A 24965-nucleotide genomic window follows, 5' to 3' on the forward strand; every position below is an offset into this window, starting at 1 on the left:
GGCATGGCCGCTAGTGGTGCCGACTCGCGGCGGGCTCTTCGGGCATCGCCACACCATGGGCGGTTTTGTCCCAGTAATAGGGTCTGAAAATCATTGATATCAGGCCCCGCAGCACCGCAAGAACACCCAGAGGGTAGTAAAAATGCATGGTGGGCACCCATTTCCACAGCCCTTGATGTTGCCTGCGCCGCAACGCCAGCACCTGACAACCCAGATTCAGCGCTTCTGCCGTCAGGAATATCCCGGCGAGCCATGCGAAGGCCGTGGGCGAGAGCTGTGCCTGGAGCGGGTGCGGCAGTCCCAAAGGGATTGCCCAGAAACTCCACATCAGCGGGGTTAGCAGCAGTTGCAGCGGTGTGCCGATCAACAACACCTGCACGCCCAAAAAGCGCCAGGGTCCAAGATCACGCATCAGTTTTCGCGGATTGCGCATATGTACGGCCCAGGTCATTGCATAGCCTTTGAGCCAGCGGGACCGCTGCCGGATCCAGGGACCGGCGGCGCAGTTTGCTTCTTCATGGGTGACGGTATTGACGAATTCGGTGTGAAATCCATGGCGTGCCAGCCGGATGCCCAGGTCAGCGTCTTCAGTCACATTATGCGCATCCCAGCACCCGGCGCGTTCCAGCGCCTCGCGGCGGAAAAAAACCGTGGTACCACCAAGCGGAACCACCAGCCCCAGCCGCTGCATTCCGGGCAGAATGAGGCGAAACCAGGCGGCGTATTCGATGGTAAAACAGCGTGACAGCCAATTGGTCCGGCTGTTGTAAAAGTCCAGCACCCCCTGCAGGCAGCCAACTTCGGGCCCGCGGCTGCGGAAACGCCGCACGATTTTGTGGATCTGATCGGGGGCAGGCGCGTCTTCCGCGTCGTAGATGCCAATAATGGAGCCCCGACAGAAATCCAGTGCGTAATTCAGAGCCCGTGGTTTGGTTTTCAACTTTCCGCGCGGCACAATAATCTGGCGCATCCAGTAAGGCAGGGTGGCCCCGGACAGGGTGGCGCGGGTGAGCGTATCGTCTTCTTCAATCACCAGACAAATATCGAGCAATTCCTTCGGGTAGCTCAGATCTAAAAGCCGTGCGAGCAGGTGGTCGGTTATATTCTCTTCACGCAGCAGCGGGATCAGCACAGATACCGTGGGCAACCGGCCAAGCGGCGGCGGCGGCCAGCGTTGCAGGTCCTGATCCTCCAGGCTTTTGCGGACCAGCAACTGGCTGACGGCCGCGGCGATTTTTAAACCCGAGTTCAGGATCAGAACCAAAATTGCGAAGATCGTCAGGGCACTGAATACGGTGGATGCGCTGGTGAGACTGTACACACCGTAAAGCAAGGTCGCGGCTGTCAGGAAAGCGATAAGCGGTACAAGCGCTCTGTCGCGACAGCTTTCATGCGCCGGGATCCGGGTTTCAGCGCGCTGCACAAGCGAGTATGGTCGCAGCCGGATCAGCTCCTGGTGTAATCCGGTCGTGCTGGTGACGGCCATGATGCAGGCGCCGAAACATTGTCGCAGCCGGGGCTGAATTTCGCGGAACATACCGGGGTCGCAGCAGGCGATGACCGTAACCGAGCCAACACGCCGCCAGGGCAGTACATTGTCGCGCAGACAGCGGGCGGCGCCATAGCGCTCTATCAGCGCGCCTTCTGCGGGAAACAAGTTGAAATCGGCGATTTCTGCACTGTATTTGAGCGACAGAGCACAGTCGAGTGCGACCTGGGTCACCATGTCATGGGCCAGAAGAATATCAGCAAAGCTGGTATCCTCGCGCCGGCGCAAGGCCGCTGCAGTGATCATGTCATGGGGGCTGAGCGCGCCGATATCCATCAGGATCTGGCCCAGAGGTTTTCGGTAATTGTCCAGTGCAGAGCCTGGGTGGTCGCGTCGCCGGAGACGGCGCGGAACGATAATTTTATCCGGTCTGCGTGGCAGCGAAGACTGAATAATCATGGTCAGGCGATGACATCAATCATACCTGACCATGGAATTTCGAGGTTAACATCGGGTTAAATTAACCCGGCATTAACCAGACAGCTCAGCTGGCGCGGTCCTCAATGGCCTGAACAAAACGTTCAAACAAGTAATAGCTGTCCTGTGGGCCCGGCGAGGCTTCCGGGTGGTACTGCACTGAAAAGACCGGACGGTCTTCAATCGCGATGCCGCAGTTGGACCCGTCAAACAGCGACACATGGGTTTCTTTCACGCCCTCCGGCAGGGTCTGCGCATCAACCGCAAATCCATGGTTCATCGAGGTGATTTCCACCTTATTGGTGTCTTTGTCTTTGACCGGGTGGTTGGCACCGTGGTGGCCGTGATTCATTTTGATCGTTTTGGCCCCCAGGGCCAGAGCCAGCATCTGGTGGCCAAGGCAGATGCCAAACACCGGCAATTCCGTTTCGAGGATGCCCTTGATCATTGGCACGGCGTAAGCGCCGGTCGCTTCGGGATCGCCCGGGCCGTTGGACAGAAACACACCGGCCGGATTGTGCGACAACACTTCTTCGGCCGTCGCGGTCGCCGGCAGTACGGTCACATCGCAGCCCGCCGAGGCGAGGCAGCGCAGAATGTTGCGTTTGGCACCAAAATCAACGGCAACCACCTTGTGGCCTTTGCCCGCGCGTTTCTTGAAACCGTCAGGCCATGCCCACCGCATTTCGTCCCATTGATAGGATTGTGCGCAGGTGACTTCTTTGGCCAGGTCCAGCCCCACCAGACCGGAGAAACCACGGGCTTTGGCCACCAGGGCCTCAATATCAAAATTGCCGTCAGGGTCATGGGCCAGCGCCACGTGGGGCGCGCCTTGCTGACGGATGGAACGGGCAAGGCGGCGGGTATCAAGACCTCCGATGCCAATACGACCACGTTTTTCAAGCCAGGCGCCCAGTTCATCAGTGGCGCGCCAGTTGGAAGGTTCGGTGGGATCCCATTTCACCACCATGCCACAGGCGACCGGATCAGACGTTTCATCATCTTCGGGCGTAACACCGGTATTGCCAATATGGGGAAAGGTAAACGTCACCACCTGACCCGCGTAGGACGGGTCAGTCATGATTTCCTGATAGCCGGTCATTGCCGTATTGAAACACAGCTCGGCAATGGTTTCGCCGCGGGCACCAAAGCCGATACCGTAAAAGATTGTGCCGTCAGCAAGTGCCAGACAGGCCGTTGGTTTTTCCGATGTATTGGCTGCAGACATTGCGTGACTCCCCAGGGTCCAAAATTGTCGGGAACCTAAGGAAATGGGGCGCTGGGGTCAAGGCATAGGGCCAAAATGACTATCGTGTAATTTCAGCGACTTGACGGTTTTCTACCAGGTTGTGGCTTTGGGCTGGGCGCTGTATGGTCGGTACTTCGGGAAACTCTGGGGGCAGGCTGCCGATGGAAATGCGAACCCGCGTCATGGACGCGTTAAAACAAGCCATGAAAAACAAAGACGCCAGACGTCTTGGAACGCTGCGTCTGATCAATGCTGCCATTAAGGATCGCGAAATTGCGATGCGCGGCGATGGTCGGGACGAGGGGGTGTCGGATGATGATATCCTTGGAATCCTTGGCAAAATGGTCAAGCAACGGTTGGAAAGTGCACGGCTCTATGAAGAGGCGGCCCGTCTGGAACTGGCGGAACAGGAACACTTCGAGATCACCGTGATTGAGGATTTCCTGCCACGTCAGCTTGATGCGGAAGAAACCCGCCAGGCGGTGGAGGATGCCATTGCACAAACCGGTGCCGAATCTATCCGCGACATGGGTAAAGTCATGGGCGCGCTGAAATCGAAGTATACCGGGCAGATGGATTTTGGCTCCGTCGGCGCGATGGTGAAAGCTAAGATCGGCTGATTGCTGCCGATATCAAGCATCAAAAGGCCAGGTTTCGACCTGGCCTTTTTTATTGCCCTGCAGGTCAGCGGGGCAGCCGGCGGAACACGTCCTGCAGCTCTGCATAGAGCGCGACCCGTTCATCCGGCCCCAGAAAGGCGCCGATTTCGACTTCGCGCCCGTCTCCCTTCAGAGTCAGGTATTGTTCTACCGGCCCCTGGTCAGCGTAGAGTTTGACCTGAACCCAATAGGGGTTTGCGCGCCAGATCTTGTCGGGGTGTCCCGGTGCGCGGTGGATCAGTTCTGCGGTGTCGTGGTGGAGCGTGAGCACTTCTTCCAGACCCTCGCGATAGCTGCGTTTTAAAGCAATCCAAAACCCGGCAAGCGTCGCGAGACCAAAAGGCAGCATCACCCACAGTAACGGGGTTCCCAGCAGGGCCAGCAGGGGAAGTGCGGCAAAGATGGCCGTCACGCCGACGGCTTTGGCAAACCCGGGGGGCGTGAGCGGGCGGTGTGGCCAGATCCGCAGTGTCAGCGGCGCAGCCGGGTCCCCCTCCGGGGCAGGTGTCCAGCGGTATGGCATGATTTGTTACCCGGTCTGTCGGAACGAAAACGGGGCGCCAACATGGTTGGCACCCCGTAAATCTTATCACAGTCTGAGCTTAGTGAGAGCGGGAGTGGTCCCAGTCTTCCTGCTTAGGCAGGGTTTCAAACGTGTGCTCTGGTGGTGGGCAAGGCAATGTCCATTCCAGAGTGTCTGCATATTCGTTCCAGTAGTTGTTCTGGGTTACTTTTTTACCCCATTTCAGGGAGTAAATCATGATGCCGAAGAACAGGATGAAGGATGCAAAGGACAGGAACGCGCCATAGGACGAGATCTTGTTCCAGTAGGCAAAGGCTTCGGGATAGTCGATGTAGCGACGTGGCATGCCCTGACGACCCAGGAAGTGCTGTGGGAAGAAGGTCAGGTTGGCGCCGATGAACATCATCCAGAAGTGCAGATGTGCAGCCCATTCAGGATAGTGACGACCGGTCATTTTACCGAAGTAGAAGTAGATGCCTGCAAAGATCGCAAACACCGCACCCAGCGACATCACATAGTGGAAGTGAGCAACCACGTAGTACGTGTCATGGTAGGCGCGGTCGACGCCGGCCTGGGACAGCACGATGCCGGTTACACCACCAACGGTGAACAGGAACAGGAACCCAAAGGCCCAGACCATCGGTGCTTTGAACTCAATCGAGCCGCCCCACATGGTGGCAATCCACGAGAAGATCTTGACGCCGGTCGGCACCGCAATCACCATCGTGGCCATCATGAAGTAGGACTGCTGACTAAGCGACATGCCCACGGTGTACATGTGGTGTGCCCAGACAACAAAACCCAGAGCCCCGATCGCGATCAGCGCCCAGACCATTGGCAGGTAGCCAAACACTGGTTTGCGCGAGAAGGTCGCGATGACGTGGCTGATGATGCCAAAGCCGGGAAGGATGATGATGTAGACTTCCGGGTGGCCAAAGAACCACAGGATGTTCTGATATAGTATCGGATCACCGCCGCCGGCAGGGTCAAAGAACGTGGTGCCAAAGTTGCGGTCCATCAGCAACATGGTGATGGCGCCGGCCAGAACAGGCAGCGACAGAAGAATCAGCCATGCGGTGATGAAGATCGACCATGCAAACAGCGGCACTTTGAACATGGTCATACCAGGGGTACGCATGTTCAGGAATGTGGTGATGATGTTGATTGCACCCAGGATCGAGGAGGCACCGGAAAGGTGCACCGCGAAGATCGCCAGATCCATCGAAAAACCACCTTCACGGGTGGACAGAGGCGGGTACAGAACCCAGCCAACACCGGAACCCAGCTGACCGTTGCCGCCAGGAGCAAGCAGCGAGGCCACACCAAGAGCGGCGCCGGCAACATACATCCAGTAGGACAGGTTGTTCATCCGCGGGAACGCCATATCCGGCGCGCCGATCTGCAACGGCATGAAGTAGTTGCCAAAACCACCGAACAGGGCCGGGATCACAACAAAGAACATCATCAGAACACCGTGATAGGTGATCAGAACATTCCAGAGATGGCCGTTCGGGGTACATGTTGAAGAAGGATCTGCGAAGAATCGCGCGCCTTCCATGCACATGTACTGCACGCCGGGATCCATAAGCTCCATGCGCATGTAAACTGTGAAAAGAACCGAAACGAACCCGACAGCGGCCGCTGTCAGCAGGTACAGAATGCCGATATCTTTGTGGTTGGTGGACATGAACCAGCGGGTAAAGAAGCCCCGGTTGTCCTCGTGTGCGTGGCCGTGGATGGCTGCGTCTGCCATGCTGTGCCTCCTGAAAGTGCGTTAATCCAACCGCGGCGATCCCCAGGGGATATCCGCGAAATTGGAGTTGTTCTAAAGCGCTTGCGCGCGCGGGGCAATGCGCCTGTGTGCTATTGCCGTAAAAAAAGCTGCGCAGGGGAGAAATTGCCCGGCGCAGCCTTGAATTGCGTTCTGTCACATCGCGGAAGCGGTTTGCAACACGCTTCACGGGCGCTGTGGATGTTACTGAGTTGCTGAAGATTCTTCGGCTGCGGCCTCGTCCATCACCGGACCTACGGACGCAAGATAGGCTGCGAGGTCTTCGCCACCTTTTTTCAGTTTGTAGGACATTTTGGACTTGGCTTTGGAATCGCCGTTGTATTCTTTCAGGAACTCTTTCGGGTTGCTGATGAATGTCGCCAGGCTTTCTTCATCCCAGATCAGACCCGCTTCGCCAGCCGCGGCAAGAGAGGGGCCGTATTTGTAGCCGTCGAATGAGCCGGCCTGACGACCAATGACGCCATACAGGTTGGGACCGGTTCTGCCGCCTTTGAAGATCACTTCGTCGCCGTTAGAGATGGTGTGGCAGGCTTTGCATTTTTTAAATGTCTTTTCGCCAAGAGCGATATCGGCATGGCCGTCGGCAAAAGCGCCGGTGCCTGCAATTATGCCCGCAGCCGCTATTACAAAAATCTTTTTCATTTGGATCTCCGATGAGTCTGAATTGGTACCGTGATAATACTGTGTGTAGCGCCAGATGCGACAACAGTTTTGTCGCAGGGGGGGGCCAGAAGGCCGGATCCGCCGATTCTGCCTGGGGCTAAAGCTCCGGAAGGTCGGCAAACACGTCTTTGAAGGTGCGTTTCAGCGCCAGGTCGACGTCATCCATCGTCACCGGCAGGCCAAGATCTACCAGGCTGGTGACGCCGTGTTCGGTGATGCCGCAGGGCACAATGCCGTCAAAGTGGCTCAGGTCCGGTTCCACATTGATCGCCAGGCCATGAAAACTGACCCAGCGGCGGATGCGCAGCCCGATTGCGGCGATCTTGTCTTCCACCGGCTTGCCATCCGGCCCCAGTGGTTTGTCATGGCGCACCACCCAGACGCCCACACGCCCCTCACGCTTTTCGCCTTTGACGTTGAACTCAGCCAGCGTGCGGATCACCCAGTCTTCCATTTTGGCAACAAAGTCGCGTACGTCGCGACCGCGCGCACCCACATCCAGCATCGCATAGGCCACCCGCTGCCCTGGTCCGTGATAGGTGTACTGACCGCCGCGTCTGGTGTCATAGACCGGAAAACGGTCCGGGTCTTTCAGGTCCTCAATACGGGCCGACGTGCCGGCGGTGTAGAGCGGCGGATGTTCCACCAGCCAGATCAGTTCCTCTGCCCGCCCGGCAGAAATGTCAGCGACACGCGCTTCCATCGTTTGCAGCGCGAATTCATAGGGGGTGATCCCTTCAGCCCTCAGCCATTCTACCATGTGATATCCGGTTCATACTTTGTTCGTTGTCCTGCTTGGCCACGGGCCAGCCCAGCGCGCCACAGACGGGTAAATGTGCTATACTATGCTGGTCGTGATTGTGAAGGGGAGAGTGTAAATGTTTTCAAAGCAAATTATAACGGGCGTACTGTCAGCGGCCCTTCTGATTGCACCCGTTGCCCGTGTAACTGCCGATTCAGGGGATCTGGTTGGCGGTATTGTTGGTGGCATCATTGGCGGTGTGATCGTCAATGAAGCGGCGAAAAACCGCGAAAGAAAACAAAGCCAGACGGTCACCCGCACCATCGTGGTTGCCCCCTCAGTCAGCCGCGCCGAAAACCGGGAAGTGCAGACCGCGCTGAATTACTTTGGGTTCGCCGCTGGTGCAGCAGATGGTGTTCTGGGGCGCCGGTCCCGCGGCGCTATATCGCAGTATCAGCAGTCGATGGGATATCGTGTGACCGGGCTGCTGACACCCTATGAGCAGGATTTCCTTGTCACCTCCTACTACCGGGCAGTGTCCGGTGGTGTCGCGACCAGTCAGAGGATCGCAGCTGATCCCCAGGGCACACGCGGGCTGTTGCTTGCCTATCAGGAGGAAATCGCAAACCCAGGTGGCGGGGCTGCGAGCACCACCAGCGTTGTGGACGACCAGGTTGTCGCCGCCGCGCCGGTTCTGCCAAACTTCATGGGGGCTGCAGTGGTGCCGTCTCTGGCCTCTCATTGCAATGCGGTCAGCCTGATGACCAACAGCAACGGCGGCTTTACAACGGTATCAACCATGGTGGACGCCAATGCGGCGCTGAACGAACAATTCTGTCTGGCGCGGACCTATGCCATTGCCAGGGGCGAAGACCTGGTCTCCAGAGTTCAGGGATTCACCCCCCGCCAGATCGCTGAACAATGCGAAGCGTTTGGCCCGGCGATGCGGGAACATATCGCGGCACTGTCGGTGAAATCGGTGTCTGACGTTGTGTCCGGTGTGTCAGGTTTTGTTCTGGCCAGCGGCATTTCCCCGGCGCAAATGAGCGGCACCGCCCGGATCTGCCTGTCGGTTGGCTATCGCACCGACAATATGAACGTCGCTATCGGCTCGGCTCTGATGCTCTACGCGCTGGGCGAAAAACCCTATGGCGAGTTGCTGGGACATCACCTGTTGCAGGGGTTTGGCGCCAGCCGCCGCAGTGACCTCGCGTTCAACTGGTACAGCGCTTCACTGGATGCGCTGGCGGCCGGAGCCCCGGCGGTGTTCGCACCGGGACAACCTGAGCGCAACAACCTGATCCGCCAGGCATCGTTCCGGATTGGTGGTGGAACGTCATCATCCAGGACAGGAACAGGCGCCTCAGTTTCCACCTCTCTGCCCAGCTTTATGGTGGCGCAATAATCACCTGTCGCGAACCGGCGCGGGGGCGGTTCGCGAATATTCAGAGAAATTCAGTTCCGGGTGATTTTCCGCTTCACTTCCCCGAAACGAGTCGTTATGTAGCCCCTCACCAAGCCTGGACAGTGCGGTCGTGGCGGAATTGGTAGACGCGCAGCGTTGAGGTCGCTGTGGGGTAACACCCGTGGAAGTTCGAGTCTTCTCGACCGCACCACTCACTTAGTAAAAGCATTGTTTTTTCAATGACTTAGATTTGTGGGTGTTAGTTATTCCCCTGATATTCCCCGTTTTTAATTTGGTGGGCATTATGGGCGGCAGCTATACGTATCCTTGGGGCGACTGGATCATTTCCGTGTCCCTTTTTGGTCCATAGTTCATGCGCAGATATCCCCATAACCGGTTCAATGGAGTTGGCGGCACGCATAACCGCGTATAAGTCGATATCTGAGATGTTGCCTTTGAAACTCGATAGGTAACTTTCACTACGCGGTTTCACCTCTTTACGCGTTGCTAAGAGATAGGCGGCCATCTCTGCCTCGAGCTCACATATGGCATGCGGTTGACCCCGTTCCCGAACACGCCATCCCTTGTTATCGCCAAGGTGCCCCAAAAACATATGCGCCAATTCATGGGCGAGTGTAGTAAACTGTGTCGTTATGTGGTGGCTGCCGTTGTAGGCGACACGGTATTTGTTTTTGCTGGCCTTTGAAGAGTTTTTCCACTTGAGTTGGATCCAGCCTGCGATGGCACCTCCTGCGTTAAGTCGAACCAACTCGAAGCCAGTTTTCCCTATCCTTTGAAGCACTGCGCATTCCGGCGTATCCGCCCGCCCATTCCGCCAGCATCCGCCAACTCGTACCGGGCTGTCCGCCCACCTGTGGCGTGCTGCGTTGAGGCGTAGGTTTTAGCTATCTGTTGTTCTCAGTTTCGTCACCTGTTTTGAATTTTGCTTTGCGTATGGATTGCCCGTCGAGCCCGATGCGGCAGGCGTTATGGACGAGCCTGTCGAGGATGGCATCTGCAAAGGTGGGTTCACCGATCACATCGTGCCAGGCGCCCATGGGCGCCTGGCTGGTGATGAGAGTTGACCCAGCCTCATACCTATCCTCAACGATTTCCATCAGATCCCTGCGCTGAGCAGCATTTAGCCGGTCCAGCCCCCAGTCATCGAGGATCAGCGGGTTGGTTTTTGTCAGGCTTCGGAACAGGCGAGGAAAGCGACCGTCGCCGTGGGCCAGTTCCAGTTCGTCAAACAACCGCAGCAGGCGTTTGTAGAGTACGGTTGTTCCCGACCGGCAGGCGGATTTTGCCAGCGCACAGGCCAGCCATGTTTTGCCCACACCACAGGGGCCGGCTCTTCTCGGCGACCCCGCGTAAATCAAAGCCACCGCATGCGAACAAGCCTTGGCCCACTGGTTTGAACTCGTGCTCGACTGTCTGACGTCAGCGCCTATGGGTCCAAATAGCGGTAATTGATAAGAGAGTGTTGTTGGCTCAAGACAGCTCGTCTGGAACAGCAGTCTAATTCAATCTGCGTCGTTCCAGATAGCGCTGAACCACCTCGGCCTTTCTAACTTGAGGCTCGCGATGCATGCCCTCACCGCCAAAGAGAACGTGCAGGACCTCCTCCACATATCGGTCGGGCAAGCGATCGAAGATTGCCGCAACCACCTGATCAGCAAGTCCTGCGGCAGGCTCCACGATATCGGCCTCTTCATCGAGGTCGCCATCTGCCTCTGCCCCTGCGGGCGCAAAAAACGTATCTGGCAGGGAAACGATGACTGCGGTGGCCGCTCCTTCTGGGTAAGGCATCAGCGAACAGGCGCGCCTGAGCACGTCCAGCACATCGCTCGGGTTTTCGTGTTCTCCGATCAAACCGACACGGCGCGTCAGCAGCGCTTGTTTCGTCTCGTTGCTAATGCCGTCCATGCCGATATCCATTAACGCGTCCGTAGTTACCCGTGCCATTTCTGCATTGGCGGCGTCTTTGAAAACCGCCTCGGAAAGAAGCGCACAAGAGGCCACGATATTAGGTAAAAAAGCCACTTCTACAGGTGCATCATCGGCCAGAGGCAGCCGTGTACCACCTGTGTCCCAAGCACGCTGTACTTTGCCATGCATGATATTAGGATCATCGCCCGCGCGGTCTTCGTCGCTGAGGATTACAGTCGTCGCGGCGTTGTAGAGGGCCAATTGGCGGCGTAGAAGGTCTGCGGGCGAAAGAGGTATTTCGCGTTCCTCTCCTTTCTCTGCGGGATCAACGTCCAGTTTCAATTCTTTATAGAGCTCCAGCAAATCATCGAGAGTTGGCACCGTAATGACTTTGTGAACAGTGTTTTCTCCCCCCTTTCCTGACGTTAATATGAAATCTTCGCGTTCGATCGTGGCCTCTGGCAACACGCCAGCCTTGGCCAAGATCCGCGCCAGAAAATTCGAAGCCTTAGACCGCGCCCGCATGGCTGCAAGCCCTCCATCATCGTCGGGCGGTCCTTCTGACAGTGGCAAAAGAGCCAAAAGCTGGCCGTCCACCGCATCAAGTGATCTTGGCATCGCTTCTGCAGCGGCGCTGGTGGCAACGGCTTCAACTTCTTTCACAGTCACGCCATGGCGCATATCCTCATCTAGCGCGATGATGCCCGCTTTGACACAGTCGTAGCAGAGCGCTTCGATAGAACTGAAAAATCTTGGCTGCCCTTTGGGATGGTCAGTATACTTGGGGAATTTTTTGGGGAATTTCCCAACAATCGCCGCGGCCACTGACCCTTCGGTTTCTTCCCAAGAAAACCCAGGCCCCCGCAAGTCGGGATTCCCGTCTACGAAACGCTCTACCTGTTCCAGAGCCTTTTGTTTCACTAATTCCCGCCAAAGCGCAGCATCATTAAGCTTTGCTAAATCACCTTCGAACTCATCGACCAATGCGTCGCCCACAAACACTTGTTCCTGTTTCAAATCGGCGACCAAAGTTATCGGCAGAGTGTGCGTATTGAATTCCGGGAGTTCTTTGGTCAACCTGCCCACAGCGTAAAGCAGTTCTACCAAATCTCCTTTGCCTTCCTGACCTAGCGCGATGCGTGTTCCACCGGGCATCGGTAGCGCGGAAGTTGTGTGAAAACCAAAGCTCATTTTCTGCTCAACGCCGACTTCCCACATAATGTGCATCGGGGCCGGTTTGCTGGACGGCTTCGTTTCATTGCCCCAGATGCGTGGTTCTACTTCAAATGTCTTTTCTTTCGCGCCAATGACCAGATAGGGCAGCCCCTCACCAAAGTAGTTTGCTGCGGGCTTGCTCGCTTCATCGTCTTGCATCATGCCAATTTGGGGAAACTCAAAAAAATCTTTCACGAAAGCAGCGTTTTCGGCGGCGGTGGCCAGCAGTGACCGCTCCAGATCGGCTGTTTGGGTCAGGAAATGGCACGCAAGTTGGGTTTCGTCCTTCTCATGGCAGCCGCCCGCAGTCTCATCCGCCCTCAAACCATCACACATGGCATCCATGAAGGGTCCGGTGCCCATAACGGTGGCACCGCCAGAGAGGATTTTGCCCGACCCCATTGAGGGGTATTTCTGATAACTCTTGTTAACAGTCAGGATCAGACTGCCGTCTTTCAAGAATTCTGCTATCGAGCTAAACAGAATTTCCAGTTCTTCGTCTTCCCCACCCGAAGGTGCTTTTTCTACGGTGATGTCGAGGATGGCAATGACAGGGCTTTCCAGGGTGCCCGGCGCGTCGGCAAAGCGTTGCTGGATCTTCCCGATCACATTTGCGACGTCCCAGTTCGGTGGGCCATCCATTTCATCCGTGGTCACAGGCGTTGAAGGGTTGAGCGTTAGAACCATGACATTGCCCTGAGCATTGAACAGCTCAGTGTTTTTCAACAAGCCTCCCTCCACCTCAAAGTAGTCTGCTGTCAGTTTGCGTTTATCATCGTCGTCAAGTTTTTTATCGCCGAGAGTGAGGTGCTTGTCTTCGGGAAAACTGGCCAAGGCGTACACAACCGCGCTCGACATGGCGTCCATGCCACTGGCCAGCAAAAAGCTCTCTGCTTGGCAGGACTTGTCGTTGAGCATACCGTCCAATGTTGCAGATTTTCGCGTCAAACCATCAACGGCTGCAATCTTCACATCCTCTTTGGAATATGGTTTCACAATGGAAAGCAGAAGAAAGACCTCGTCCACAAGAAGGTCATACAGACGTGCGTAACGGGGGGCATCATCAAGGTGCGCCTGCATCAATTCGCTGAGTGTGCCAATTTGGCCGATGGCATTTGCGACAATCGGGTTGCGTTCGACCAGCGAAGCTTTATCGCCTTCCAGCTTGCCCAGAACATCCTTCAAGCCATGGATCATCTGCAAACTGGCGTCTGCGACATTACGCAGCGGGTGGTCGGAATCCGCGGCGCGGGAGAACGTCATGATTGCATCGCTCGCAAGAACGTCGGCGATCAATGCTGCGTTCGAGTGTTCTTCTCCGAGAGGTTCGGGCCCGCTCAACGGATCAACAGTGTTTTCAGTCGTGGATGCGACAATATCATAGGCTGACGGAAAGCCCCCAACCGAATAGAGCTGGTGTTCCATTTCCTTGTGTTTCTCCAGGCGGATTTCTTTGGCAGCGTTCTCCTCATGGTCGGGTGCCACATCGGCCAGAGGTGGATCGAAGACGATGGCCACTATGCCGGTGGCAATTTCATGGAACGTCCATTCATGCCCGCCGATTCCTTTCACACCCAATTCATCACCATAGAGCGCTTGCATTTTTGCCAGCACTGTCCGGTCGGAAACGTAATAGGCTTCTCCCTGACGCGGGGCATGATCGATTTCAGACTCTAACTTTGAATCAAGCGTTGTTTTGTGGATCTCTGCGGGTTCGTCGCGATGGTAGGGAGAGCTGAAAGGGTTCTCAATGCGCATGCCTGCACGCAGATCGGCGTCGCGTTTGGTTTGAATAGTGCGCAGACCATATGCCAGTACAAGCCGGTGATCCGCTCCAAGCAGATTTGCCAGCTCGGCTTGTCGGACCTCGGTCACGGCGACGCTGGTGGCCTGATCCCTGAACGCCATACGATTAGTCTCAATCCGCGCCTCAACGCGGGAATTGAGCGCCTTACCAAAGGCTTCATCCGGGCGGGTCCGGGGCTTAGGTTCAACCGGGTCGTCATCGGGCAGCGGTGAACTCAACGCGGCTTCGGGGATATTGGGCGGTTCACCTTCCTGAAGCAGTGCCTCCGGAAGAAGCGCCAAAGACGCCGCCTCGACCCGCTCTGCGGCGGCGATAAAACGATTCCGCAAGTCTTCTGGTAGTGTTTCAAGCCAGGCCGCCTCCGTCATAGCGTCGATTTCCGCCTGCCTGCGCTCGAGGTGTGTATCGTCGCGGAATTCGGTTTTGGCAAAAATATTCGGCGCAACCTTTCCGCCGGGCCGCCGCCCGCGCCCAAGCCCCCACGAGTTCACCCACGGCTCGTATTCATTGCCCATGCTGTCGGTCTCCTTACTGAGAATGCAGCGCACTAAGCGTGCGTTCGACTTGCTCCAGCGCAATGGAAACTGATGCGCGGATGTTCAATGTGACCCCAAGAGGATTGTCTTCACAGCGCTCAAGAGCGGCATCATTATCCACCAGATATTTGCGCGTTGCACTTATCCCTCCCACTGTCGGTACTTTGCCGTCGAGTCCCGCTGCATTGGCCACGATCTTGTCAAGCTCGCCTATCAGTCCGGTCGGCATCTGACTGGCGATTTTTCCAACAATAAGTGCGATTTCTGCAAGGCCGGGATGGTCTTTGGAGAGAAGGTTGTCGATCAAGCTGGACAAGCCTCGGGATGCTGAATCTGTCGCCGACTGGAAGGCGTCTCGCGCCACTAAGATATCCGACACGTCAGGCGGAAAATCTTCTTGGTCGCCGGAACCATCTTGCAAAGACCGCTCTAAAATGAAGGTTTCCACAAACATTTTCTGTTTTTCTGTAAGCATGCTCAACCACCTCTCACAAGTGGCCAAATCATGGTCGAGACCCGACAACACATCAAGGTTTTTGAACAGTTGTTCTCAAAGGAGACTTTGTTCCAAAGTGAGCCTAGGCCCGTTGGGATACTGTCAGGCAAAGATGCTGTCAGATCGATTGGAGCGCGCCTCAATTTGCCTATGGAGAACCTGATGCTAGAGACCCGCTCAGCCGGCTCAAATTAGTATCTTCTGACAACATCTGAATGGCCGCTTTCGGAAAGCTGCACTGCAGTGACCATATTTTACAACATTCGGTATTCCCGCGCTTTTTTTATCGCTTCCGCAGTGGTTCTGGCTTCTAAATGCTTTCGGGCAGAGCTCAGACGGACTTTTAACGCACTTACTGAAATTTCGAGTTTTTTGGCCGCGGAAGCGTGTCTGAACCCTTCGTCTAAAAGAACTAAAGCTTCGATCTGGCAGATTGTCAGCACAGAAGGGGGCTCGCAAACCTTATGTAGAGCATGGGTCAGAACTTTTAGCTTTTCAATTTCCTCGTCGGTAAATTCCTGGTCTTCCCGTGCAACGACGATAATGCTGCGTGACGTGATAGGTCCACAGGATACAGCTGCTCCAAAGCACATACCGTGCTCTCTCGCCAGCTTGAGGATGTGAAAGGGGTCCGGAAATTTTATTTCGCTCCAGCGGGTTACACCACATATACTCAGCCCCCAGAAAATTCTCGGGTCTCGCATAGCAAATGCATTCTCATCGTATTTGGTTGTCCAGAGCCTACTTTGGGTTGATCTGAATAAAAGCGGCGCTGCAAAGCGAATGTGCAGCCGTGCTGAATAGCCAAATGGTGAAATCAGCTGCAATTCGCTGAAAAGGCTTTCTACTTCATGCTTCCGGGACATGGAAATCAACCTCGCACTCTTCAGAATTGAACCAGAAAACTCAACATACGCTCAATATTGCCCGGCAGATCCACCACACAACGCGGACTGATTTTGCTCCGCCACATTGGCAGGTTTTTGCTCCGCCGTTGACACCACGCTGGTCAGCCGATTTTAGTCACTAAAACAAGGAAATCATCCGATTTAGGCACAAGCTGTGTCCCTTTCTCAAGGCAATCTTGTCTATGGTATACGCCGCCCTAAAACGGTCGTTTTGGCCGCCGGCGGGTATCTGCGCGGTGTCCACTTCTTAGTTCGTCTGGAAAGCAACCGAACCACGCGCCACGCTTGCCACATCATCACGACAGCATTGTATGTTCCTTCCGGGCGAGGTGTCTGTACCGAACTTGCGCTAGGGCAGGAACTGCAACGAGAAGATGTCGGGGGAGGGGGCCGGTCTCATCATGGGCGTGGTCACGGTTTAATCTGCAGGTCAGGTTGGTCCTCAAAGTTCTCGATCCGGCTCCTGAAGCCCGTATAGGTGCGATTGGGTCCTGTGCGCGGCCATTCCAGGCCCCTTTTCCAATATGCTAGTCAAGTAAACTCCGCCGGCACCGCGATGCAGCAGCAAGGGTGGGAGGAAAATATCAATACCAAAGGGTAGCGCAAGCTATGGTGGAATTCAATCTTCCTTCGGTACCGCGTGAAGGGACCGGAGATGCTCCCCAATCGTTGGACAGTATCCGGCGTAATTTAAGCTACTCGCAGCACCTGCTGATCGGGAATGGTTGTTTCATTGCTTCGCCAATAGACTAGGGCAGGCGGTTGGCTGCTAAGGGCGGAACGAGGGTGCTTTCCGTTGTAGAATCCGATCCATGTTCTGTTTCCAGTTCAGGCCTCTGATCCGCTTTTCCGGGCATGCAGGTAGACACATTCGTATTTCATAGAACCCAAAGACACTCAAACATCACCGTTAGGGAAGATGTTGTCGAGGAACCAGCCCTTGCCGTCCATCGAAATCCGTACGGCTGACTGCCTCAGCCGATCCGTCCAGACAAAGGATGTAAATTGGGAACCTTGGTCTGTGTTCATCATCTCGGATGGACCGAACTTGTGGACTGCTTCGTTCTAAGCTTCGATGCAAAATCCGGCTTCAAGGGTATTCAATATGCGCCACGCCAGAAATTTAGGCGTGTGCCCATCCATGATTGCTACCAAATACAGGAACCCACGCCGCATCGGGATAAAGGTGGTGCCCGAGCACCCGTTGCCCGACATGGCATGTTTATATGTCCGAGAGGAGGGCCTGATTGGGACACGTCACCCGCAAACCATGCAGTATATAAGGGTAAATCTTATGACCTTTTTCTGCCTTGTGGCTTTTGGGCTTCTGGTAAATAGGTCTCAATCCCACGAGCCGCATCAAGCGTCGGACGCGCTTCTCGTTCACCAGATGGTCTTTCTTGCGCAAATGGCAGGTCATTTGTCGCACACCATAGATCGGTGTCTCTAGGAACTGTTTGTCGATCAGGCACATCAGAGCGAGATTCAGGTTGGTCACGCCGCTGGCCACATAGTAAAACGACGACCGCGAGAGCGACAGAAGCTTGCACCGCTTGCCCACAGACAAATCAGGGTGATCACGTTCAATCAAACCGCGCCTCACCTTCCGGTCCACGGTTTGAGCTTTCTTTCCAAAAAATCGTCGGCGACAGCGCTCACCCGCTCGCTCGAACACATGGCGTTCGCGGGTTCACCCCACGATCTTTGCATGCAGTTCTTTGATTTGTTTTTCATCAACTTCAGGCCCCTTCCGTCCGCCGCGCTCAAACACGGCGGACGTGCCTTCAAAGGCAGCGAAGTGCATTCTGAGGGTCACAATTGCCCGCCTTTCACACAAAATTCACGCTGTACTTACGTGACGCACGCAATGTGCGTTCACTTACAACAGATTCCCCAACTGCCTGGTCCCTGATGTTCACACACCCAATTTTGCACAAAACCCGATTTTCCGATATTATTGCGGATCTTCCAGTTTCTGGAAGCACGCAATATACACAAGGTATCCAGATGGACCCCGGGCAAGCGCGTGAATTTGGTTTAAACATATTTCTCTTCGGCCCTATTTGCGTGCTGGATGGAGCGGGAACTCGCCTCACACCAAAAAACCAAAAATCCAAGGCAGCGCTTGCCATGCTGGCACTGGCACCGCGTGGATCACGGTCACGTGTCTGGTTGCGGGACAAGCTCTGGAGCGATCGTGGTGAAGATCAGGCCTCAGCCAGCTTGCGTCAGGCCTTGTTGGATATCCGCAAGTCCCTTGGACCTGATCACAAAGACATCCTGCACTCCGATAAATATGCTGTCACACTAAATCTGTCACGCGTCACAGTCGATGCAATCGAATTTTTAGAGCAAGTCGAACACAAAAGTTGTTCTGTCTCTTTTAGTATGGACACGGTTTCCGAGCATTTTCTGGAAGGGTTTGATATCTGTGATCCGGAATTTGAAAGCTGGTTGATGCTCGAGCGTCAAATCTGGGGACGGCGTTTCTCGGATCTGCTGACAAAGAACTCTGGTTCGCAGCAAAGCGGATCCCCCGAAGATGTTCTTGGTCTCTCACGCGCACCTGATCCGGTACAGGAACAAAACCTGCAAGTTAGGTCAGGACTTTCTGAAGCCAATAAATTGGGCGCAGGGCAGAACAATTGGGCGATTGGCCTGCAAGCGATGGATATCGCAAATCCCAGTTGTGCCAGCAGTGCGCGCGCCGCACTTCTGGCTGATAAACTGACCCGTAATCTGTATGAAATGGGCCGTATCAACGTTGTCAGGACAATTGAAAACCATCCGGTCCCGCATTCGGGACTTGGCGGCTCCCGTGTCGAAATACCTCTGTTGGTACGTATCTCTGAAATCCGACACGCAGCCGGTGTGAGGCTGACAATCGAAATCGCGACTGGTTCTGATGGTGTAATAATCTGGTCGGCGGGTCATTCGTTCGAGGATCAGGTCTTTTCCGATCCGGCCTGCCCATTATTGAACGGGTTGGCGTCGCGCACCGTTAATCAGATTGGCGAGCATCTGAAACGTTTTGCAACCAACTTGCAGATGGCCGGTGCCGGCCAGCTGATCGGGTGTATCAATCAGATATTCAGACTTTCAGCCAGTGACCTGAATACTGCTGAGGAAACACTCGCAACGTTGTTGAAGCAACAGCCGAGTGCCCAGATTTATGCCTGGATGGCATTTGCCAAATCCTTTCAGGTGGGCCAACGGTTCACGCCCGACGCAGCCGCGCAGATTTCCGAGGCGCAGTACTATGCAACCCGGGCGCTCGAAGAAGACGAGTTTGATCCTTTGGTTCTGTCGCTTGCCGCACATATCCATTCTTATCTCTTCTGCGAATACGACATGGCAGCTTCGCTGTTTGAGCGCGCCCTGAAAGCAGATCCGGAACAAACCATCGGATGGGATCTGTATGCCATGCTGCACGCCTATACCGGACAGGAGAAAAAATCTCTTGCGATGGCCTCATGGGCACAGCATTTGGGAGCGAATACACCGTTTAGCTATTATTTTGACACAACCAAATGCATAGCCGCAGCGCTTGCAGGAGATCATAAAGGTTCTATTGCAGCGGGTGAACGCGCGATGGTTCAGCGCCCCAAATTCAATTCGATCCTGCGTTATCTGATCTCTTGCCACGCACATCTTGGCAACGTTCAGATGGTCGAGTCGCTCCGACAGCGCCTGATTGATGTTGAGCCGGATTTTTCAACCGATGTTTTGCGCGGCTCGGGTTATCCGGGTCTGACAACCGAAGGTGGACGACGGTTCTTGCTGGGTCTTCGTAAGGCAGGTTTCGGCCGACACTGATTACCTGATTTGCGCCAAGTCATTTTCAACTGGAGGATAATCTCATGAAAGACAGGACAACCACACCGCATTTGTGCAAGAATATTGCCGAATTTTTGAGTAATGGTCAGATCTTTGTTGACAGGGATGGTCTGCAATTTGACAGCGCAACCTATGAGATCGCAGAAGTTCCGGTCGAACATCGCACGGGAACCGGCGGAAGCGGCGGCGTAAGCGCAGTTCGGATGGTGCTGAACAAAAACACGTTCAACAAATCCGTTCTCAACAAAAATAAGAACAAGAACAAAAATAAAAACAAGGTGCAGTCACCAGGTGTCCAGGGCACGAGTGGCGCCCTGATGCCGACAGAAGCGCTGCTCCGGCTTCACCGGGCCGGGACAGGGGACATACAAAAGAAATTGCCGGGCGAATGGACAAATATCGTGATTCCGCCGCCGCCCGGACCGGATCACGGCAGGTTCGAGACCAGCCTTCTCCTGGCAATGCAGCAAAATAGAAAAGAGCGGCGGCTGCGCACGCCGGATATCATACGCGAGGCGACGCTGGATCTGAGTAATTTCACCAGACCGCTCGGCATTGACGGGTTGGCGGGGTTCGTCATCACCGAAGCCTTGTTTCTAGAGTTGCTGACCGTCACCGAATATATCGGTCTGTATTACAAGAACATGTTTGGCCGGCTGCGACCCAATCAGTTCGAGCCGCGCCTGCTGCCGCTATTGCCCAACCCTGCGCATGAGGCCTATCCCAGCAACCACTCCTTTCAGTGTCACACCATTGCTTATGCTTTTAACACCATCCTGCCTGAACACCCGGCGACACAAGTCTTGTCTGAGGCCGCACTCAATGTTGCCCAGAACCGGGAATGGGCGGGTCTTCACTACCCCAGCGATACGGCTGCCGGGAAGACGCTCGCCCGACGCTTTGCGCCGCTTTTAGCCGAAGCATTCTCGGACCGTTATCAGGCGGTTCAGCAAGAATGGATTTGATTTAATGACACAGGAGATGAGTAGGATGAAAATCGTCGACGAAATGCCCGAACAATCAAAATACTATTATCTCTGGCATTTGGTTTCACTTGGGGTGATCTCTTGTGACAGCCAGGGAATAAATGTCTCTGACACTCTTTGGGACCGGATAAACGAGAAGGGCAAGCAACTACCTTCTACCGTTGTGTTAATCGATGTTGGATGCAGCTTTTCTCATCCGAACCTGATCGGTCGCGTTGATGCGGACCGTTCAATTGATTTTACCGGCACACCTTTTGGCGCCCGGCTGGTGCGGGGTGATCAGGAACGGGTATCAGATAAAGCGCAATATTTCGCGGATCTCGACATCAGCGGTATCAGCCTTGAAGAGCTTTCTGCCAGGGACAATGCCCTATTTCAGGAAATTGTCCGGTATCTCATCGCTTCTCGGGGGGAGGCGCGCGGGCACGGTGATGTAGAGGGGCTCTTTGCATCGCACGGGACGGCAGTCAGCGGCCTGATCGTCGGTGGCCCTGAAATATGTAACGACTCAGAAAAACAACCCACTCCCGGAGTGCTCCCTTATTTTGGAGTTGACCCTTTCTCGCGTCTAGTCTCAGTACGTACCGGTTTTGACAATGACCCTCTGCAGTTTGTCGCAGCGCTGCTATACGCTTGGGCTCAGTCGCCAGACGTAATCGTGTTGCCGCGCGGGCTGCCTGATCCTGATGCATCTGCAATCAGTCCCAAAGAAGATTTTAAGGCTGAACTCGAAAGCTGGAGCAATCACGAAGCCGCCGATCTCCTGCACCGTATAGATGTTCTCAGCGAGAACACTTCGGAAATCGATACCGCATCGGCGCAGCACTCCATTACTGGGCAAAGGCTTTGGCGCGTGGTCAGGTCGCTGTTTATTGCGATCAGCAAACACATTCCTATCGTTTGTGCGGCCGGCAATGACGGGGAAAGTCAGCTAAACTATCCGGCCAGCCTGGCGAACCGCGAAAACGGTATTATCGCCGTCGGCGCACTTAGCGCAAATGGGTATCGTGCGGGTTATTCGAACTATGGCGAAGGTCTGACGCTGGTCGCACCATCTGATGATATGGAAGTTTTTAACCGGCACCAGCTTCGCGGCACCAAGTCTCAGCTAAAAAAATCGGACTATCTTATGCCGGTTGACGCGCAGCAGATCAGCTACAGTCAAAAAGCACTTTTGAGCACAGATATTGCGGGTGCTTTTGGATATGATACCGGCGGATTGAGTGCTGATGATCACTGGAACGGCGCCGACAAAACAGAAAAAGTTGGTTTGTATACGCAGTTTGGAGGCACGTCCGGTGCGTGTGCTCTGGTGGGGGGAGTGATTGCGCTAATCCGTCGTGCTGAACGAAGCTCTGCAACCCATGGAACTCTGCGTGATAGCTGTGATATTAAGGGATTGCTGGCGAGCACAGCGCGACGGACAATGCCAACCATGCAGGGTGATATTTCGCTTAAGACCGACAGCATGAATTCAGACGGAGAAGAAGCCGAAACGTTTGAGAATTTCTTCGGCAGCGGGCTTGTCGATGCCGAGGCAGCGATAAGCCAAATTCTGGGCTGATGCGCCAATAGGGACAAAACACCGCCGCACCGCGGGTGCGGCGGTGTTTTGTTGCCGGATTTCGCTCGGTTTTGGCCTCGAAATGAGTGCGCCTGCAAAACTCACGCAACATTCACGCTGCCTTTTCGCACCATTGATGAACCCAGGTCATATTCCTCCTGCGTTCTGAGTTGCCCGGCACGGCAAAGACATTTTCAGCAACAGGTTATTTCAACTCCCAGCGGGTGACTTGGAACGCACCTCCCGGGCGCTCGGTTTTCTCGAGCCCCTGTTTCTTTAAAGTTATGAATAGGAGACCGTCATGGCGTCCAAAAGAACCCCTCGTATTGTTGTCCTTGATGAAGATCTTTCTGCCGCTGAGGCGGGAATGGAGCAGGTCACAAGTGTGCGGAGCGACGTCTCAGCGCATGAATCTGTTTCGACCCTGATGGGAACCGGCGATATCGATGAAACCGCTGCACTGACCACCGAAGAAATTGGCACGGTCACCGTTGACTTGACGGATAAAGAGGCAAGCGATCTAAGCAAACGCAAAGGCGTGGCCGCTGTTGAAGAGGACGTATGGGCACATGTGTCGGAAACCGGCGATGAGGAATCCCACCCCGACGATGTTGCCGATGAAGACCCGGAAGCATCCGAAGAGGTTGATGCTGCGCAGATGGACATCGAAAACGGTGAGATCGCGACGGATGAACAGTTGCTGGTTGCAGCAGACCGTGCCAGTCAGGTGATTCCGGAATTTGACGACGAAATTGATTTCGACGAGGCTGGGCAGGTTTTCGCTCTCTCTGCTGTCAGTGATCCTATCGTCGCATCAACCGGAGACGCGGCCGGAATTCCCAAAGAAAAGCTCGCGGCTCTGATCCGCTGCATAATCAAGTGCGCACTGACAGAATTAACCGACAATCAGGCGACTGATGTCAGTGAAGAGATGATCAATAAGCTGCTTGTGAGGAACGGCGTAGCGCTGGACAGCGAAGCGGCGCGTGCGATCCGCGACTATATCACCTGCGGCCTGCGGATCATTTATGTACCTTATGCCTGGCGCTATTCTACTGGTGCAGGTGCGAGGGTCGCGGTCGTCGACACAGGCATTGCTCCGCGCCATCCTGACCTGCGTGTCTATGGGGGAGCCAGTTTTGTACCTGGCGTGAGGTCCTGGGCTGACGATCACGGCCACGGCACCCATGTCGCGGGTACTATTGCCGCGTTGCGTAACAACCGCGGCGTCGTCGGCGTTGCCCCGCATGCCCGACTCTATGGGGTGAAGGTTTTGAACCGCCAGGGGTCAGGTCGCTCAAGCTGGATTCTCGGCGGCTTGGTCTGGTGCTATCGCGCGCGGATGCATATTGCCAATCTGAGCCTTGGAAGCCGATCAAATACTCATGATCCGCGTCAATACAGCCGCGCTTATGAGCGAGCCGGGCGTTTGATGCGCAGTCGCGGAATTCTTGCAGTTGCAGCGGCTGGAAACAACAATGGCCCGGTTGGTAATCCGGCTCGTTGTCCGTCCTTTATGGCGGTCTCGGCAGTAGATTGTAACCGGCGGCGTGCACCTTTTTCGTGTTTTGGCCCCCAAGTGGAAGTTACCGCACCTGGCGTCAATGTCTGGTCCACTTATCCGCCCAACACTTATCGCCGACTGAGCGGCACCTCGATGGCGTCGCCACATGTGGCAGGCGTCGCTGCTCTGATCAAGCGGCGCCATCCGTCCTGGCATGGTGATCGCATCCGGGTTCATATGTGGCGTACTGCATCAGATCTTGCCCCAACTGGGCGGGACATAGCCTTTGGCTTTGGTCTGGTAAACGCATATCGCGCCGTACGCTGACATGAATATGAAATGACGCCTGCGGGCGTCATTTCGCACTGGAATGTGTTATGATCCACAGCGCGTAGGCGGAGTTCCGGAATGACAATCAAACAGGCAGCTGCTGTCATTACCGTCTCATTTGTGGTGCACGCGAGGATCGGGAATTCTTGATGGAAAAACTAGATAACAAGCTGAAAGAACATATTGGCATCGACCCAACCGGCCTGCATCCGGTTATTGTGATCTTCCAGCCGGAATGCGATGACTTATTCGCGCTCCTGCAGAGTATGGATGTTCGGGTTGCAGAACCAATTCCGGAGCTGAATATGGTAGCGACCGACCTGACAGTAAAATTGATTTACCTACTGTCACAGCGCGACGATGTCGTAAGAATTGAATTGGATGAAGACGTCAGTATTGAATGACGCGCTGTGTTCCTAACCCTGAATATATGACCAATTCCGACCCGCGTTTACGCATGTTTCAAATTTCTGGCGATGCAAATTGCCCTCTTGGATTGATGTGGGAGGTCTATTGATGTCAAATTTTAAACTGATCGCAGCAACATTCGCTGTTTTAGTTTCACATGGCGCGGAAGCTTTCGAATTTCAGATTGGACCAGTCCCACTTTAAAGCCGCTCCTCAGTCCTATTCAACGAAACCACATATAGAGTGTGTCCAGAGCGCAGAAACTGGCGACTCTCCGCCCTTCTCGTCGGAAGGTGTTTGGTGCAGCAGTCAGGTGGACTTGCCGCGCAAAAGTTCCGGTCTCTCATCTCATGTTAGGCGGCCTTTCGTTCGAAGGCCAAGGGGCTTTTTCCACCAAGCGATGAATGCCGCCGTCGAGGGTTATAGAACCCATTGATGTACCGGAA

19 protein-coding genes, 1 tRNA gene and 1 pseudogene are annotated in these 24965 nt (G+C 55.0%); 8 read left to right on the top strand and 13 right to left on the bottom strand.

Going from position 1 to position 24965, the window contains the following annotated elements; translation table 11 throughout:
* Window positions 1–10: 10 nt before the first annotated feature.
* Both DWA01_RS07560 and carA read right to left on the bottom strand, forming a co-directional pair.
* Window positions 11–1948, bottom strand: a complete 1938-nt coding sequence (locus DWA01_RS07560; RefSeq protein ID WP_114285232.1) for a glycosyltransferase — start codon at window positions 1946–1948, stop codon at window positions 11–13.
* An 85-nt stretch (window positions 1949–2033) separates the two neighbouring features.
* On the bottom strand, window positions 2034–3194 hold the full coding sequence (gene carA / locus DWA01_RS07565) for a glutamine-hydrolyzing carbamoyl-phosphate synthase small subunit (RefSeq protein ID WP_114285233.1): 1161 nt from the start codon (window positions 3192–3194) through the stop codon (window positions 2034–2036).
* Between the two features lie 182 nt (window positions 3195–3376).
* Here carA and DWA01_RS07570 point away from each other — a divergent pair, with 182 nt between their 5' ends.
* Entirely contained in the window at window positions 3377–3835 is a 459-nt protein-coding gene (locus tag DWA01_RS07570) for a GatB/YqeY domain-containing protein (RefSeq protein ID WP_114285234.1), read from the top strand.
* A 64-nt stretch (window positions 3836–3899) separates the two neighbouring features.
* Here DWA01_RS07570 and DWA01_RS07575 read toward each other — a convergent pair whose 3' ends face one another.
* The 4 genes from DWA01_RS07575 to lipB all read right to left on the bottom strand — a co-directional run bounded on the left by DWA01_RS07575 (window position 3900) and on the right by lipB (window position 7612).
* Window positions 3900–4397: a DUF2244 domain-containing protein gene (locus DWA01_RS07575; protein ID WP_114285235.1), complete on the bottom strand. Its 498-nt coding sequence runs from the start codon at window positions 4395–4397 to the stop codon at window positions 3900–3902.
* 79 nt (window positions 4398–4476) lie between these two features.
* The gene (locus DWA01_RS07580; RefSeq protein WP_114285236.1) at window positions 4477–6150 is read right to left on the bottom strand and encodes a cytochrome c oxidase subunit I; all 1674 of its coding nucleotides are present in this window, start codon (window positions 6148–6150) and stop codon (window positions 4477–4479) included.
* Window positions 6151–6372: 222 nt separating this feature from the next.
* Complete coding sequence (locus DWA01_RS07585; protein WP_114285237.1) at window positions 6373–6831, bottom strand: c-type cytochrome; 459 nt, start codon at window positions 6829–6831, stop codon at window positions 6373–6375.
* 118 nt (window positions 6832–6949) lie between these two features.
* On the bottom strand, window positions 6950–7612 hold the full coding sequence (gene lipB, locus DWA01_RS07590) for a lipoyl(octanoyl) transferase LipB (RefSeq protein WP_114285238.1): 663 nt from the start codon (window positions 7610–7612) through the stop codon (window positions 6950–6952).
* A gap of 118 nt (window positions 7613–7730) precedes the next feature.
* Here lipB and DWA01_RS07595 point away from each other — a divergent pair, with 118 nt between their 5' ends.
* Both DWA01_RS07595 and DWA01_RS07600 read left to right on the top strand, forming a co-directional pair.
* Entirely contained in the window at window positions 7731–8999 is a 1269-nt protein-coding gene (locus tag DWA01_RS07595) for a peptidoglycan-binding domain-containing protein (protein ID WP_114285239.1), read from the top strand.
* A 124-nt stretch (window positions 9000–9123) separates the two neighbouring features.
* Window positions 9124–9210 (top strand) — tRNA-Leu (locus DWA01_RS07600).
* Window positions 9211–9258: 48 nt separating this feature from the next.
* Here DWA01_RS07600 and DWA01_RS07605 read toward each other — a convergent pair.
* The 7 genes and pseudogenes from DWA01_RS07605 to DWA01_RS23815 form a co-directional block, all read right to left on the bottom strand.
* On the bottom strand, window positions 9259–9801 hold the full coding sequence (locus DWA01_RS07605; protein WP_114285240.1) for an ImmA/IrrE family metallo-endopeptidase: 543 nt from the start codon (window positions 9799–9801) through the stop codon (window positions 9259–9261).
* A 103-nt stretch (window positions 9802–9904) separates the two neighbouring features.
* Window positions 9905–10348: pseudogene (locus DWA01_RS07610) on the bottom strand (ATP-binding protein); the annotation flags it as partial.
* Window positions 10349–10517: 169 nt separating this feature from the next.
* Window positions 10518–14465: a hypothetical protein gene (locus DWA01_RS07615; RefSeq protein ID WP_114285241.1), complete on the bottom strand. Its 3948-nt coding sequence runs from the start codon at window positions 14463–14465 to the stop codon at window positions 10518–10520.
* A gap of 13 nt (window positions 14466–14478) precedes the next feature.
* Window positions 14479–14961, bottom strand: a complete 483-nt coding sequence (locus DWA01_RS07620; protein WP_114285242.1) for a hypothetical protein — start codon at window positions 14959–14961, stop codon at window positions 14479–14481.
* Window positions 14962–15236: 275 nt separating this feature from the next.
* Window positions 15237–15848: an autoinducer binding domain-containing protein gene (locus DWA01_RS07630; RefSeq protein WP_114285244.1), complete on the bottom strand. Its 612-nt coding sequence runs from the start codon at window positions 15846–15848 to the stop codon at window positions 15237–15239.
* A gap of 1264 nt (window positions 15849–17112) precedes the next feature.
* Entirely contained in the window at window positions 17113–17481 is a 369-nt protein-coding gene (locus DWA01_RS07635; RefSeq protein WP_136057685.1) for an IS3 family transposase, read from the bottom strand.
* A 99-nt stretch (window positions 17482–17580) separates the two neighbouring features.
* The gene (locus DWA01_RS23815; protein WP_268807707.1) at window positions 17581–17706 is read right to left on the bottom strand and encodes a hypothetical protein; all 126 of its coding nucleotides are present in this window, start codon (window positions 17704–17706) and stop codon (window positions 17581–17583) included.
* Window positions 17707–17708: 2 nt separating this feature from the next.
* Between DWA01_RS23815 and DWA01_RS07640 the strand changes: the two genes are divergently transcribed.
* The 5 genes from DWA01_RS07640 to DWA01_RS07660 all read left to right on the top strand — a co-directional run bounded on the left by DWA01_RS07640 (window position 17709) and on the right by DWA01_RS07660 (window position 24515).
* Complete coding sequence (locus DWA01_RS07640) at window positions 17709–19706, top strand: AfsR/SARP family transcriptional regulator (protein WP_160115973.1); 1998 nt, start codon at window positions 17709–17711, stop codon at window positions 19704–19706.
* Window positions 19707–19750: 44 nt separating this feature from the next.
* Complete coding sequence (locus tag DWA01_RS07645; RefSeq protein ID WP_200832519.1) at window positions 19751–20692, top strand: phosphatase PAP2 family protein; 942 nt, start codon at window positions 19751–19753, stop codon at window positions 20690–20692.
* A 25-nt stretch (window positions 20693–20717) separates the two neighbouring features.
* On the top strand, window positions 20718–22277 hold the full coding sequence (locus tag DWA01_RS07650) for a S8 family serine peptidase (RefSeq protein ID WP_160115974.1): 1560 nt from the start codon (window positions 20718–20720) through the stop codon (window positions 22275–22277).
* Between the two features lie 301 nt (window positions 22278–22578).
* A complete protein-coding gene (locus DWA01_RS07655; protein WP_114285248.1) occupies window positions 22579–24108 on the top strand; it encodes a S8 family peptidase in 1530 nt (509 codons plus the stop codon).
* Between the two features lie 152 nt (window positions 24109–24260).
* Complete coding sequence (locus DWA01_RS07660; RefSeq protein ID WP_114285249.1) at window positions 24261–24515, top strand: hypothetical protein; 255 nt, start codon at window positions 24261–24263, stop codon at window positions 24513–24515.
* Window positions 24516–24965 lie beyond the last annotated feature (450 nt).

The sequence above is a fragment of the Candidatus Halocynthiibacter alkanivorans genome (genome assembly GCF_003333265.1).
Classification (GTDB): domain Bacteria; phylum Pseudomonadota; class Alphaproteobacteria; order Rhodobacterales; family Rhodobacteraceae; genus Halocyntiibacter_A; species Halocyntiibacter_A alkanivorans.